The 14,721-nt window shown below is 36.2% G+C and carries 16 protein-coding genes; 8 read left to right on the top strand and 8 right to left on the bottom strand.

All coding sequences use genetic code 11. The annotated features are described in order from the left end of the window. The 7 genes from AACZ92_RS15445 to AACZ92_RS15475 all read left to right on the top strand — a co-directional run. The coding region (locus AACZ92_RS15445) for a gliding motility-associated C-terminal domain-containing protein (RefSeq protein ID WP_339703224.1) at positions 1-2,366 on the top strand (2,366 nt) is incomplete at its 5' end. Between the two features lie 54 nt (positions 2,367-2,420). Then, positions 2,421-3,365: a type IX secretion system membrane protein PorP/SprF gene (locus tag AACZ92_RS15450; RefSeq protein WP_339703227.1), complete on the top strand. Its 945-nt coding sequence runs from the start codon at positions 2,421-2,423 to the stop codon at positions 3,363-3,365. 14 nt (positions 3,366-3,379) lie between these two features. Beyond that, complete coding sequence (locus AACZ92_RS15455; RefSeq protein ID WP_339703229.1) at positions 3,380-5,308, top strand: OmpA family protein; 1,929 nt, start codon at positions 3,380-3,382, stop codon at positions 5,306-5,308. A gap of 112 nt (positions 5,309-5,420) precedes the next feature. After that, on the top strand, positions 5,421-5,939 hold the full coding sequence (idi, locus tag AACZ92_RS15460) for an isopentenyl-diphosphate Delta-isomerase (RefSeq protein ID WP_339703232.1): 519 nt from the start codon (positions 5,421-5,423) through the stop codon (positions 5,937-5,939). Next, entirely contained in the window at positions 5,936-6,343 is a 408-nt protein-coding gene (locus AACZ92_RS15465) for a 6-carboxytetrahydropterin synthase (protein ID WP_339703235.1), read from the top strand. The genes idi and AACZ92_RS15465 overlap by 4 nt, the downstream gene beginning before the upstream one ends. A 3-nt stretch (positions 6,344-6,346) precedes the next feature. Beyond that, positions 6,347-7,333: a type I phosphomannose isomerase catalytic subunit gene (locus AACZ92_RS15470; protein WP_339703238.1), complete on the top strand. Its 987-nt coding sequence runs from the start codon at positions 6,347-6,349 to the stop codon at positions 7,331-7,333. Between the two features lie 36 nt (positions 7,334-7,369). After that, the gene (locus AACZ92_RS15475) at positions 7,370-7,636 is read left to right on the top strand and encodes a hypothetical protein (protein ID WP_339703241.1); all 267 of its coding nucleotides are present in this window, start codon (positions 7,370-7,372) and stop codon (positions 7,634-7,636) included. Here AACZ92_RS15475 and AACZ92_RS15480 read toward each other — a convergent pair. The 5 genes from AACZ92_RS15480 to AACZ92_RS15500 form a co-directional block, all read right to left on the bottom strand. Next, on the bottom strand, positions 7,631-8,347 hold the full coding sequence (locus tag AACZ92_RS15480; protein ID WP_339703243.1) for a DUF4369 domain-containing protein: 717 nt from the start codon (positions 8,345-8,347) through the stop codon (positions 7,631-7,633). The genes AACZ92_RS15475 and AACZ92_RS15480 overlap by 6 nt on opposite strands. Positions 8,348-8,459: 112 nt before the next feature. Further along, positions 8,460-9,797, bottom strand: coding sequence for a DUF819 family protein (locus AACZ92_RS15485; RefSeq protein WP_339703246.1), 1,338 nt, complete (start codon positions 9,795-9,797; stop codon positions 8,460-8,462). Positions 9,798-9,848: 51 nt separating this feature from the next. Beyond that, positions 9,849-10,010, bottom strand: a complete 162-nt coding sequence (locus tag AACZ92_RS15490; protein ID WP_117160509.1) for an Arc family DNA binding domain-containing protein — start codon at positions 10,008-10,010, stop codon at positions 9,849-9,851. Between the two features lies 1 nt (position 10,011). Continuing rightward, on the bottom strand, positions 10,012-10,941 hold the full coding sequence (locus tag AACZ92_RS15495; protein ID WP_339703251.1) for an alpha/beta hydrolase: 930 nt from the start codon (positions 10,939-10,941) through the stop codon (positions 10,012-10,014). Between the two features lie 24 nt (positions 10,942-10,965). After that, the gene (locus AACZ92_RS15500; protein WP_339703254.1) at positions 10,966-11,826 is read right to left on the bottom strand and encodes an SPFH domain-containing protein; all 861 of its coding nucleotides are present in this window, start codon (positions 11,824-11,826) and stop codon (positions 10,966-10,968) included. A 146-nt stretch (positions 11,827-11,972) separates the two neighbouring features. Here AACZ92_RS15500 and AACZ92_RS15505 point away from each other — a divergent pair, with 146 nt between their 5' ends. After that, on the top strand, positions 11,973-12,752 hold the full coding sequence (locus AACZ92_RS15505; RefSeq protein WP_339703257.1) for a S1/P1 nuclease: 780 nt from the start codon (positions 11,973-11,975) through the stop codon (positions 12,750-12,752). A 5-nt stretch (positions 12,753-12,757) separates the two neighbouring features. Here AACZ92_RS15505 and AACZ92_RS15510 read toward each other — a convergent pair whose 3' ends face one another. Genes AACZ92_RS15510 through AACZ92_RS15520 form a run of 3 tightly spaced genes read right to left on the bottom strand, consistent with a single transcriptional unit; the run spans position 12,758 to position 14,561 of the window. Then, positions 12,758-13,378 (bottom strand): alpha-ketoglutarate-dependent dioxygenase AlkB, encoded by a 621-nt coding sequence (locus AACZ92_RS15510; protein ID WP_339703266.1) that lies wholly within the window; start codon positions 13,376-13,378, stop codon positions 12,758-12,760. Beyond that, positions 13,375-13,731, bottom strand: a complete 357-nt coding sequence (locus tag AACZ92_RS15515) for a MauE/DoxX family redox-associated membrane protein (protein WP_339703260.1) — start codon at positions 13,729-13,731, stop codon at positions 13,375-13,377. Before AACZ92_RS15515 ends, AACZ92_RS15510 begins: the two co-directional genes overlap by 4 nt. Positions 13,732-13,736: 5 nt before the next feature. Further along, positions 13,737-14,561: a hypothetical protein gene (locus tag AACZ92_RS15520; RefSeq protein WP_339703263.1), complete on the bottom strand. Its 825-nt coding sequence runs from the start codon at positions 14,559-14,561 to the stop codon at positions 13,737-13,739. Between the last annotated feature and the right edge of the window lie 160 nt (positions 14,562-14,721).

The raw sequence follows: 14,721 nt of genomic DNA on the forward strand, positions 1-14,721 counted from the left end.
GAGAAGTAATCAACCAAGCAACCGCAGAAGGAACCGCACCAGATGGAACGGTAGTGACTGATGAATCAGGTTTAACAATAACCGACAATGATCCGACAACAACAGAGTTATGTCAAACTCCAGCGATAGCAATAGTAAAAACAGGTGTTCTCAACGATGAAGACGGTGATGGTTGTAGCAATGTAGGAGAGACAATTAGTTATACGTTCAGTGTAACCAATCAAGGAAACGTTAGTCTTTCATTTGTTGCAGTGGTAGATCCATTACTAGGAGGAACCCTTACGGGTCCAGATACTGGCGACACCGACGGTGATGGAAAGTTAGATGTAACGGAAGAGTGGATATACACTGCCAGTTATGCTATTACTCAAGCAGATATCGATGCCGGTGAAGTAGTAAATCAAGCTACCGCTAAAGGGGAAGCACCATCAGGTGATATAGTAACTGATGACTCAGGCGCTACGATAAGCGATGATGATCCAACAGTAACAGTATTGTGTCAAAATGCAGATATAGCAATAGTTAAAACTGGAATCTTCAATGATGAGGACGGAGATGGCTGTAGCAATGTAGGGGAGACAATTAGTTATACATTTAGTGTAACCAATGAAGGAAACGTAAGCCTTACTAACGTAACGGTTACGGATCCATTGATTGCAACTATCAACGGGCCGACAGGTGACACGGATGGTGATGGTGAATTAGATGTAACCGAGACTTGGATATATAATGGAGATTATACTATCATACAAGCTGATATAGATGCTGGACAAGTTGTAAACCAAGCTATGGCAGAAGGTACGGATCCTGATGGCACAATAGTAATCGATGACTCAGGCGCTGCGATAAGCGATGATGATCCAACAGTAACAGTATTGTGTCAAAATGCAGATATAGCAATAGTTAAAACTGGAATCTTCAATGATGAGGACGGAGATGGCTGTAGCAATGTAGGGGAGACAATTAGTTATACATTTAGTGTAACCAATGAAGGAAACGTAAGCCTTACTAACGTAACGGTTACGGATCCATTGATTGCAACTATCAACGGGCCGACAGGTGACACGGATGGTGATGGTGAATTAGATGTAACCGAGACTTGGATATATAATGGAGATTATACTATAACTCAAGGGGATATCAATACGGGTCAGGTGGTAAACCAAGCAACAGCTGAAGGAACTGCCCCAGACGGAAGTATTGTAACTGATGATTCTGGAGCAACTATTGATGATGACGACCCTACAGTAACAATGCTGTGTCAAAATGGAGCAATTGCTTTAGTTAAAATAGGAACCCTTTCTGATGAAAATGGAGATGGATGTACACAGGTAGGTGAAACAATTGTATATGACTTTATTGTTACAAACACTGGTATTGTAGATTTGACCAATGTAACAGTAACCGATCCATTGGTAACAGTAAGTGGCGGTCCAATAAGTTTAGCTTCGGGAGCTACAGATGCTACTACCTTTACTGCAGTATACACAGTAACACAAGCTGATATTGATGCTGGAGAAGTAGTAAATCAAGCTGCAGCTGAAGGTACTACACCTGCAGGTGATATTGTAATGGATGATTCTGGGGTGACAATTAATGATAATGATGCAACAGTGACTGTATTGTGTCAGACATCTTCTATGTCCTTAGAAAAATCAGGTATATTCAATGATGAAAATGGAGACGGTATTCCACAAGTAGGAGAAACTATAAGTTATATCTTCAGCGTGACAAATACTGGAACTGTAACTCTTTATAATATTACTATAAACGATCCTTTACCAGGTATAGATATCCAAGGAGGACCAATAGTTTCTCTTGATCCAGGTATGACTGATAATACAACATTTACTGGAGTCTATCCTATTAATGATGCAGATATAGCGGCAGGTGAAGTTATTAACCAAGCTATTGTGACAGGAGAAGACGAAGGAGGTACTGTTGTAACAGATGAATCTGATGATCCTAACAATGATGATGATATTGATAATAATGGAGATGGGGAGCCAGATGATCCTACCGTTACAGTATTGCCTAATGTAGATCCAGAAGGAGACTTTGAGATATTTAATGGTATCACTCCTAACGGAGACAACTTAAATGATTACTTTGTAATAGCTGGTATCCAAGATTATCCACAGAATAACGTGAAGATATACAACAGATGGGGAGTACTAGTTTGGGAGACCGACGGTTATGGAGGGGCCAACGGTATGGAGAATGTTTTTGAAGGAGAGTCTAACGGTAGATCCACAATACGTGCCAACGAAGAATTACCAACAGGAACGTACTTCTATATTCTTAGCTTCCCATCGGATAATCCGGGTAAAGCAAGTTATTCAGGGTACTTATATATAAACAGATAGAAAGTCAAAAACCTCCCGGAGGACAACCTTCGGGGGGTATAAAAATATGTAACGATGAAACACAGTTATTTAGCCATTATAGTTTTGATTTTACTTGGGAGCTTTTCAAGCAACGCCCAACAAGATCCACAGTACACGCAGTATATGTACAACACACAGATTGTAAACCCTGCCTATGCTGGATCACGGGATGTATTGAGTTTTGGGCTATTGCTCCGCTCACAGTGGGTTGGTCTAGAGGGCGCACCAAAGACAGGTACCTTTACAGTTAATTCACCTATAGGTGCTTTGGACAATATGGGGTTGGGCTTGTCGATTACAAGTGATGAAATAGGGCCTGCAGTAGAATCGAATGTGAATATTGATTATTCGTATACCATCAATACTTCAGAAACAGCAGAACTGTCTTTCGGACTTAAAGCAGGCTTAGACCTATTAGATGTTAACTTTAATAAGTTAAATATTTTTGATCCAGATTTTCTGTTTGAAAATAACATAGATAATAAGGTCCAACCTCAAATTGGAGCTGGATTATATTATAACACAGATCGTTTTTATGCAGGTTTGTCCGTTCCTAATTTTTTAACAACGAAACACTTTGATGAGTCTACATTAGAAAACTTCAATTTTGATGACGATGTTGCACCAGCAGAGCGTTTGCATTACTTTTTAATAGCTGGTTATGTATTTGATATAAATGAAAACCTAAAGTTTAAACCAGCGACCTTAATAAAAGCAGTGAGTGGTTCCCCTTTACAATGGGATGCATCAGCCAACTTCTTGATTTATGATAAATTAACCTTAGGCGCCTCTTACAGATGGAGTGCGGCATTGAGTGCTATGGCAGGTTTTCAGGTAAGCGACCAGATATTCATTGGCTTTGGCTATGATTATCAGACTACTGATATTGAAGATTACAGTGATGGATCGTATGAAGTGTTTTTACGCTTTGATCTGTTTAACAAACCAGAGCGTGTATTGACACCAAGATTCTTTTAATAAAATTACTCGTTATGAAAAATACACTTAACCAATCTATTCTTTTCTTGCTTGTATTCTTTACAGTTGGCATCGCCTTTTCACAGCGTAAGGATATAAAAAAGGCTAATGAAGACTTTGATAAATTTGCCTATATCGATGCCCGCGAAATATACTTGAAAGTAGTAAATGACGGATATCAATCAGCAGAGATATTTAAAAAACTAGGAGATACATACTACTGGAACAGTGATTATGACAATGCAGCTAAATGGTACTCAAAGCTAGTGAACGAATACCCTAATGAAACGGAAGCTGAATATTATTATCGTGCAGCCCAGTCCTTAAAAAGCTTAGGTAAATATAAAGAATCTGATGAATTGATGATTCGATTTGCAGCTCATGGTGGTAATAGTCTTATTGCGAAAAATTTTGAAAGCGATCCAAATTACTTAAATAGCATTGCGAAAGAATCAAGGGAATTTGTTTTAGAGAAAGTTTCTACCAATAGTAATGTATCTGATTTTGGACCTTCTTATTATGAGGATAAAATAGTATATGCTACCGCAAGAACTAGTTCAGAAGGGGGAAAGGTTTCAGAATGGAATGCCCAGCCATTTTTAGATTTGTTTGTGGCCAATATTGATAAAGAAGGCAACCTTTCTAATGCACAAGCACTTCCTGGGGACATAAACACAAAATACCATGAATCTACCCCAACATTTAGTAAGGACGGTTCTACAATGTATTTTACCAGAAATAATTATTTGGATGGTAAAAAAGGTAAAGACAGAAATAAAACTATTCGCTTAAAATTATACAAAGCAACCAAAAGCGGAGAGTTTTATTGGACGGATGTGGTAGAACTTCCTTTTAACAGTGATAAATATTCAGTAGCACACCCAACGTTAAGCAAAGACGGAAAACGCTTATATTTTTCTTCTGATATGCCAGGGACAATTGGTATGTCAGACTTATGGTACGTAGATATACTTGGAAAAAACAAGTACGGAGAGCCTGTAAACCTTGGTAAAGGAATAAATACCGAGACTAGAGAATCTTTTCCTTTTATCAGTGAAGAGAACAATCTATATTTTTCAAGTGATGGCCGTGCTGGTCTTGGAGGGTTTGATATCTACATGGCTCCCTTAGGAGATGAAGGTAAACCTGGAGCGGTAAAAAACTTAGGTGAGCCAGCCAACAGCAATCAAGATGATTTTGGTTTTATAATAAAAGAAACAAAAAGAAGAGGGTATTTAACATCTAATAGAGATGGAGCCCGTGGTAGCGTAGATGATGAAATATATTTACTGAAAGAAAAATGTGAAATAACAATCACTGGCTTAGTAACTGATGACGATAGTGGCGAATTGTTGCCTGGAGCATCAGTATCCCTCTTAGATTCAAACAATAAAGAAATAACAAGTGTAATAGTTGGTGACGATGCCAGATATACATTAACTGCAGATTGTGACAGTAATTATGCAGTTCGCGGCACAAAAGAAAGTTATGCTCCTAATGAAAAATTAGTAACTACACCAACAAAAACTGGAACTGTTGAAGTTCCATTGCCGTTAAAACTTGTAGATTGCCCACCAGATGATTTAGGTTGCCGCCTTAGTCTACAACCTATCTATTTTGATTTTGATCGATATAACATTCGCCCAGATGCCGAGGTAGAACTGGCAAAAATATTAGCTGCGCTTCAAGAATATTCAGAACTCATTATTCACATAGAATCACATACCGATTCAAGAGGTAACGACAGCTATAACGAAGCTTTATCTGAAAAACGAGCACAATCAACTCTTAATTGGCTTGTTAAAAAAGGTATTGATCGCAGTAGACTCAGTGCAAAAGGATATGGTGAAAATCGTTTAGTCAATGAGTGCTCAAATGGAGTAAAATGTACCGAAGAAGAACATCAATTAAATAGAAGGTCGATGTTTATTATTCAAAATTAACTAACTAACCAAATTGTATTTTAAAAAAGCGTTCAATAGTTTTATTGAACGCTTTTCATTTTGGTTTTATTTACAAGGTGCTATTTCGTATTTTTGAAAAAATTGAAATTGCATGACAGAAGAGAAAGTAGTCCTTGTAAATGAAAAGGATGAAAAAATAGGATTAATGCCCAAAATGGAAGCTCATGAAAAAGCCTTATTGCATCGTGCTTTTTCGGTATTCGTTTTTAATGATAAAAATGAATTAATGATTCAGCAAAGGGCTTTGCATAAATATCACTCTCCTGGATTATGGACAAACACCTGCTGTAGCCACCAAAGAGATGGAGAAAACAACATCGATGCTGGAAAACGTAGGTTACAAGAAGAAATGGGGTTTTCAACAGATTTAAAAGAAACCATTTCATTTATTTACAAAGCACCTTTTGATAATGGACTTACCGAACATGAGTATGACCATATGTTAGTGGGGAAATATAATGACGATCCAAATATTAATCCAGATGAAGTGGCCGCATGGAAATGGATGTCTATGGAAGCTGTAGAGAAAGATATGAAAGCTAATCCGTCTATTTATACAGAATGGTTTAAAATTATTTTTGATAAATTTCAAAAACATTTAACTCTATGAGTTTAACAGTTTTCAGAAAAGCACATTTTAATGCAGCACACCGTTTATTTGTAAAAGAATGGAGTGATGAAAAAAACCGTGAGTTTTTTGGTAAATGTAGTAACCCAAACTATCATGGACATAATTATGAGCTTGAAGTAGGTGTAACCGGAAAAATTGACCCTGAAACAGGCTATTTAATTGATTTAGATTTTCTGAAAACAATTATAAAAGAAGAAGTAGAAGACCCTTTCGATCATAAAAACTTAAATGTTGAAGTTGAGCAATTTAAATCACTGAACCCAACAGTAGAGAATATAGCCATTGTGATATGGAATAAACTTCGCAAGCGGTTGGATAATAAGTTTGAAATATCGGTAAAACTATATGAAACACCACGTAACTTTGTAGTCTATACCGGTTAAATAATGAACAAACTCCCTAAACTATACCCGTTAAAATTTGCTCCTATACTGAAAGAAAAAGTATGGGGAGGAACTAAGCTGTCTGAGTTTTTGGGTAAAGAAGGTGGAGCTGAAAATAAATATATAGGAGAAAGCTGGGAGATTTCAGATTTAGAAAACGGAAGCTCAATAGCAAACAATGATCCTTTTAAAGGACAATCTTTACCTAGCTTGATAGCAAAATATCAAGGAGCGTTGGTAGGAGAAAAAGTATATAAGCAGTTCGGAAATACATTCCCGTTGTTGTTTAAATTTATTGATGCTTATGAAGATTTATCCGTTCAAGTGCACCCTGGAGATGTTTTGGCAAAAAAGCGTCATAACAGTTTTGGAAAAACGGAAGTTTGGTACATTGTCGATGCCGAAAAAAAAGCTCGTTTAATACTTGGGTTTAATACCAAAATGGATGAAACACTGTATCTTAAAAAGCTTTCAGAAGGAAACATTTCAGATATATTACATTCAGAATCTGTAGAGGCTGGGGACGCTTTTTTTATTGCTCCAGGTACCATTCACGCAATTGGAGGAGGCATTTTATTAGCTGAAATACAACAAACATCAGATATTACCTATCGAATTTTTGATTGGGACCGTCCTGATATAAATGGTGAAATGCGCGACTTGCATACAGATTTGGCTAAGGACGCCATTAATTATAAAGATGTTGAATATAATATAGCGTATCAAAATGTTGAAAATAAAATAATTCAGTTGAAGAGCCTTCAATATTTTGAAACTAATAAGTTGAACATTACTACAAACTTCGTTCGTAATTTAGCTGAAGTTGATTCTTTTGTGGTTTATATGTGTACGGAAGGAGAAGCAATAATTGAAACCGAAACTACTTCCGAAACCATAAAAAGAGGCGAAACAATATTAATTCCAGCAAGTTTTACTTCAATTAAAATAAAATCTACTTCTGTAACACTTTTAGAAACATACATTCCGTAATTGTTCGTACCTTGCGCAAAATTAAATTTTTATAAAATGGCAAGTGTACGCGACTTAAAAAGGGACATAAATTATGTTTTGGGTGATATTATTGAAGCTGTCTATATATGGCAACTTACCCATCCTAAAAAAGAATCTAAAGAATCTGAAAAAATCATCGATGAAGCCATCGCTGTTTTTGATGCTTTAATAGTAAAGATAAACCAAAAAGATGTTGAAAATAAAAAGCAACACTTTAAAGGTATTAACCAAGAGCTAGAAACTGAAGGAAGAAAGTTAATTGATAAAATTAACGCTTTATAAGCTATCCTTCATCGATTTTCGTTCCGAAATATAAGACTCCAAAAGCGTTCCGTATTTGGAGTCTTTTACTTGTGGGATAAGAGATGTGTAAACCGTATCTAAATATTTAACGTTAGCATCGTATATTTCAGTCAATAATAAATAAGGGGCTACTTCCTTATCTTTATGGTTTAGAGCAAAGTTTACTGTTGCTAAATACTTGCTAGAAAGAGCAGTTGTTCTTTTTCTTTTTATCGCTTTTAATAAGGAATCATTTTCACTTTTTTGAGCAGTAAACTCTTCCTTGATTAAATCTAAGTTTCTGTCTGCAAATCGTTGCATTAATTTTTTGTAGTCATCAAGGGCTTCTTCGTTTTTAGAACCACGTATGATGTAATCATCTCCAAACTTTTTTAAGCTAGTGTTGATTATAATTTCGCCCGGCTCAGCAAAGAAAGGGATGCGGTCTTCTCGAAGCGTTCCATCTTTAAGGCGTAGGTAGAGGTAATATACTTCAGGGCTGGATATTTCTTCAACAAATGTAAAATTAGGATCACCTTCAATAGCTACAGAATCTACTGAAACTAATAGTGAGTCTTCAATTTTTTGTAATAATAGCGTTCCTTTTTTAAGTCCCTTAACGTTTCCGGAAAGTTTCATTTCCTGTTCAGGATTCGAATTGGAACAACTAACTAAAAATAAAGCGGCTAAAGCGATGAATAGTATTCTCATTATATGTTGAAATATTAAGGTCGCAAAGATGCATATTTTGTAAGAAACATAAAACTTGAAATACCAATTACTTTTAAACAACGCTATTTCAGAAAAACAAATAGTTTCTTGTTTACGAAACCGCCGCCAATTGCATTAGTACCGTACAAAGTATCGCTGCAACTGTTCCTATTGCATACCCAAAAACAGCCAATAATACCCCAACAGTTGCTAATGATGGGTGAAATGCTGACGCCACAATAGGTGCAGATGCTGCTCCGCCCACATTCGCCTGGCTACCCACTGCAAGGAAAAAGTAAGGAGCTTTAATTAATTTAGCTACTAAAATCAATAATCCAGCGTGAATTATCATCCAAACAAGGCCGATAAAGATGAGTCCGAAATTATCAAAAATGAGTGTTAAGTCCATTTTCATACCAATACTGGCAACTAAAATATAGATAAAAACACTTCCAAATTTACTTGCCCCAGCACCTTCATAGCTTCTTAATTTAGTGAAAGATAGTAGAACGCCTATAAGAGTAGTTATCGAGATCATCCAAAAGAAAGAAGAGCTTAAAAATGTAAATACGTTACGGGTAATCCCTTTTGGGAAACTATTTACAAAGTCTTCAAAAAATACACTCAAGTATCCTGCCCCTAAGTGTGCAAAACTAACTGTACCAAAAGCAATGGCTCCAAGAATCATTAAATCTGTTAAAGTTGGATTTCTATCTACTGTTGCTGCATAATCTGAAACTTTTTGTTTTAAGGCTTCAATAGCGGAAGTGTCAGATTTTAGCCATTTATCAATTCGAGCAGATTTACCAATTCCTATTAAAATGATAGCCATCCAAATGTTGGCCACCACAATATCCACGAATACCATACCTCCATACAATTCTTGGTTGTAACCATAGATTTCAAGCATGGCAGTTTGGTTAGCACCACCGCCAATCCAACTTCCTGCAAGTGTAGAGAGTCCTCTCCATACGGCGTCTGCACCAGCACCACCGACAGTTTCGGGTGAAATAGTTCCTATCAATAATACGGCAAGTGGACCACCAATTACAATACCAACGGTTCCCGTAAAGAACATAATAAGTGCTTTTGGACCTAAGTTAAAAACCGCTTTTAAATCCATGCTCAAGGTCATTAATACCAGTGCTGCCGGTAATAGATATCGACTAGAAACATAATATAGGTTAGAGCTGTTTTCTACAGCTTCTCCTGTTTCAGAAATACTAGTCCAATCGGGAGATATAACTCCAAAAGTGGTTAATAAAGCTGGTAAAAAGTAAGCCATGAATAAGGCTGGAACAATTTTGTAAAAGGAACTCCAAAAACCGGTTTCTTTGGAAGAGGTATAAAAAATAAACCCTAGTGTTAGCATCAGTACACCAAATACAATGGTGTCACTTGTAAAAAAGGGAGTTGTGTCAATAATTTCTTGGGTAAGATTATCTTGCATGAATCAATTAGTTTGACTGCAAAATACAATTATTTGCTTAAAAAACATCGTTCACTCTTTCTTCTTAGGAAGTCTTTTGGCATCTTTCAACATTTCATGCAACATCCATTCAATCTGTCCATTGGTGCTGCGGAACTCATCTGCGGCCCATTTTTCAACGGCTTTCATCATGTCTTCATTAACGCGCAAGGCGAAGGCTTTCTTTTTAGGCATATTAATTTGATTCAATAAATTGAGTAATCACGTTAATCAATTCTTCGGAAATAGGAAGATTATATTGATTGTACGATTTGCTGTTTTCGAGATCATTTCCATTTATTTCTTTTAAAACATGATTCATTTTTGGTATCACTTTGTAGGTCGCTTGTGGCTTTGCTTTATACAAAGCTTCTGCTTCACTTACCTGAACTTGTAAGTCTTTGTCACCATTTACAATTAAAACAGGGGTGTTTAGTTTAGCGAGTTCTATTTGGGGATTGTACTGCATCCAACTATAAATAAAGGGTTGAATGTCGGGTCTAAAGATGGAAGCCAATCCTGGGCTGTAATTTTGTGCGACACCATTTACACGGAGGTCGTCGAATGATTCTCGGGCATTGTCAACCAGACCCGGAGCTTGTTTTGCCAATTGATCTACAATAACATCATCTATTTCTTGCCCAGCACCAGCAATCGAAATAAAGCCATCTGCTCGGTTTTGGGCGGCAATCATCCCAACCAATGAACCTTGGCTGTGACCAATAATGTAAAGTTTGCCAAACCGATTGTCTTTTTTAAAATGTTCTGTAACGGCAATGGCATCTTCAATAAAATCGTCGAATTTGATTTTCTTTTCATCCATTGCACCCATTTTCATGATTTTCACAATCCGTTTGTCGTACCGGAAACTGGCAATGCCTTTTTTGTACAAAGCTTCCGCTAAAAATTTAAGCGAATTATTCTTCATCATGTTCTGGTTTCCGTTTCTATCAGTAGGTCCCGAGCCACCAATAATAATGACAAGTGGTGGTTTCTCTGAAGTTTCAGGAAGTAAAAGTGTACCTTCTACCAAAGGGGTTATTTTCAATTCTTCGGCAGTATAGGTGTATTGAGCAAAATTGGTTCCGAACCAAAACAACGTAAAGAGTATAAGTAACTTTGTCATATTAAAATTTTAGTAAAATTCAATTTACATATTTAATGATCCTGCGTTAACAACGGGGGAAGCATCTTTATCGCCACATAAAATTACCATTAAATTACTTACCATAGCGGCTTTTCGTTCATCGTCAAGATCTACAATTTGTTTTTTGCTTAGTTCGTTAAGAGCCATTTCGACCATGCTAACGGCACCTTCTACAATTTTATGACGTGCCGCTACAATTGCGGTTGCTTGTTGTCTTTTAAGCATAGCACTTGCAATTTCGTTAGCGTATGCTAAATAGCCAATTCTAGATTCTAATACTTCAATACCGGCAATGGTAAGACGTTCGTCAAGACCTTTTACCAAGGCTTCGTTTACTTCTTCCATGCTAGAGCGTAAGGTAATATCGGCGTCCATGTCTTCGTCGGCAAAGTTATCATAAGGGTATTTGCTGGCCAATTCACGAACGGCAGCATCGGTTTGTATGCGTACAAACTCTTCATAGTTATCAACATCGAAAGCGGATTTGTGTGTGTCGCGTACCCGCCAAACCAAAATGGTGCTAATAATAACTGGGTTTCCTAGTTTATCGTTCACTTTTAAACGTTCGCTGTCAAAGTTGCGTGCACGTAAGGATATTTTTTTCTTTGCATATAATGGGTTAACCCAAAAAAGACCATTCTTTTTTATGGTTCCTATGTACTTTCCAAAGAGTAGTAATACTCTCGAGCCATTAGGGTTTACAAGTACAAAACCTGGGAGAGTTAATAACCCCAAGAAGAACAGGGCGATAAACCAAGCGTTCTTGGTAAGAAGCAAGCCAACAACGCCTGCTGCAATCATAATAAAAAATACAAACAGCATTAGATAACCGTTAGCTGGAGTGATTGTTTTTTCGTTTGACATAGTAGTTGAATTTAATTTGATATTAAAATGATATTAAACAAATATAATTCTTTTTTTGAATTTTCCAACTAATTATAATATTAACTTAAAACAAGGAATAGTATCTTTGCTTAAAATTTCTTCAGAAATATTATAAAATACACACTATGAAAAAGGGTTTCTTGTTATTTGTTTTATTTGTTTTTACTGCATTAGTAGCTCGTCCAGCTGAAGACTGGGGGCGTAATGGTCATCGTGCTACGGGAGAAATTGCTGAAAAGTATTTAACTAAAAAAGCAAAGCGTAATATTGAAAAATTACTAAATGGTGAGTCACTGGCATTGGTTTCTACTTATGCTGATGAAATTAAAAGTGACAGTAAGTATCGAAAATATGGTCCTTTGCATTATGTGAACTTCCCTTTTGAATCTACTTATGAAGAACATGATAAAAATGAAGCGGGTGATATTATAGAAGCAATTAAGAAAAGTGTTGAAGTGCTTAAGGATGAAACTGCCTCGAAAGAAGATAAGGTTTTCTACTTAAAGCTATTGGTTCATTTTATGGGCGATTTGCACCAACCAATGCATATTGGTTTAGCAAAAGATAAAGGTGGTAACGATTTTCAAGTACGTTGGTTTAATGAAGGAACCAATTTGCATTCGGTTTGGGACACAAAAATGATTGAAGATTATAATATGTCTTATTCAGAGTTAGCTGCAAACGAAAAAGAACTTTCAAAAGTTCAGTTGAAACAAATACAACAAGGTTCCATAACTGATTGGATGTATGAAAGTCGTGCACTTTGCGAAGATATTTATAATAGTACTGAAGTTGGCGAAAAACTATGGTATCCTTATATGTACGAATATATGGATGTACTTAGAATGCAATTGCAAAAAGGCGGAATTCGTTTAGCGGAAGTGCTAAATGGTATTTTTGGGTAATTTAATTAGCTGCTCATTATTTTTCTGAAGGTAAGATTAATCCTTGGAGACACACTTTTTTTAGTCTTCGGTATTTGATGTTTCCAAAAATGTTGCGTCTGACCTTTCATTACTAAAAGGCTTCCATTTTTGAGGTTTACCTTATATTTTGAAGCTTTATCTTGTTTATGCTTTAAGTGAAATATACGTTCTGCTCCAAAACTTACCGATGCAATCACTGGGTTTTCGCCTAGTTCTTTTTCGTCATCGCTGTGCCAACCGTTGCTGTCTTTCCCATCACGATATAAGTTTAATAAAACAACGTTAAATTTTACATTAGAAATTTCTTCGACTTTATTTTTTATTTTAGTTAATACCGGGGTTAGTGGTAAAGGGGTCATAGTAATTCCTGAATAAGAATAACTTTTACCATTTTCACCATATAAGGCGGTTAATCGCGGTTGCTTATATGTTTTTCCGAAGACAGTGATATCATCTTGTTGCCAATTTGTTTCTTTTAGAAGCGTTTCAAAATAAGTGTAAGCTTTCTTTTCTGAAAAAAAATGTGGATAATAAACAACTTCAGCATTTGGTAAATTGGGTTGTATAGGAGTGCTGTTTTCTTCTGAAGGGAATAGAGGTGTCATACATATAAATAAGCCCAATAGATCAATACAAATTGCAAGGGAATGCGTAGTATTAGTGCCCATTTAGGGAGTTTCATGGCCGCTCTTTCATCTTGCAACATATAAATGTGAACTGTAAAAAAGACAATCAGCATGGCGATAATTCCCCAAGCCGCAATACTTTGTGTGTTTTTGTTCAAGAGCATGAAGCCAAAAATCATTTCAACGATCCCGCTTAGTAGCACCATTGTTGAATGAGCCGGAATGTAAGGTGGCATAATACGTTCATACATTTTTGGTTTTCTAAAGTGGTTGATGCCCGCCAAAATGTAAAGCACACCCATTAGATATTGGTGCCAAGGTAAGTTCGTCATATGGTTTATTTAGGAGCTTCTACTTTTTTAGCATTTTTAGGAACGGTATAATCTACAGATTCCATAAATTTAACATTGCTCAAGGTTGCATCGCCTATAACATCACCGTATAGTCCTTCCTCTTTATTCCAGTTGTAAAATTTCCAAGTATTTGCAATGGCAATATCATTAATTACTTGATAGTTTGCGTATAGAATGGCGTGTGGTGCTTCTTCGGCTTTTTCAATACTTTTTCCGAAGGTAACAATATAAGCTGCGTAACTTAGTAAGTTGGTGTTGTTATCTACATAAACCTCGTACCAATCATCTGCTGTATCGCCAATGTCATTTTTAAAAGTAAGCTTTGCTCTAGAATATTCATTATCTTTTTCAGATACTTGTTCTACAGGACTCCATATTGTACCGGGATCGGTTAATTTAAAAGGCATTGCCATAAAATAAGGCCAGGTAAGAATATCGAAACGGGCAGATTTCATGTCAGCATCCTTGGGGCTTAGAAAAACGTCTTTGCCATCATAAATAATGATTTTTCCGTCTTCAGATTCATATTTTATTTTTGTAGAATTGGTTCGCATCGTGAACGTTCCATTTAAACGTTCTTCGCCATTAAAATTCAAAGCAATATCAAACGAAACATTGTTACGTTCTAAAAAAGCTTCTTTGTTGTGTGTTTTTTCAACTCCTTCGGCAAATGCTGTAGATAGGGAAGGAGCTCCATCTCCAATCCCGTTATTTTGCTCTACGGGAATTTTTTCTGTTTTCTGTTTCTTTGTTTCGTTACAACTAACAAATAATGTAGTTGCTGCAAAAAGTAAAAGTATTTTTTTCATAACCTTAAAAGTATAAAACCCTAAACAACTAAGAGACATTTTAAGATATATTTTATAAATTAGGGTAAAATGAAAACCCCTTCACAAATTTGTGAAGGGGTTTTTCTTTGGTTGGTTATTATAATAGGATTACTTTATAATCAATCGTTTTGAAACGCTT

It is taken from the genome of uncultured Marixanthomonas sp., assembly GCF_963974425.1.
GTDB lineage: Bacteria > Bacteroidota > Bacteroidia > Flavobacteriales > Flavobacteriaceae > Marixanthomonas.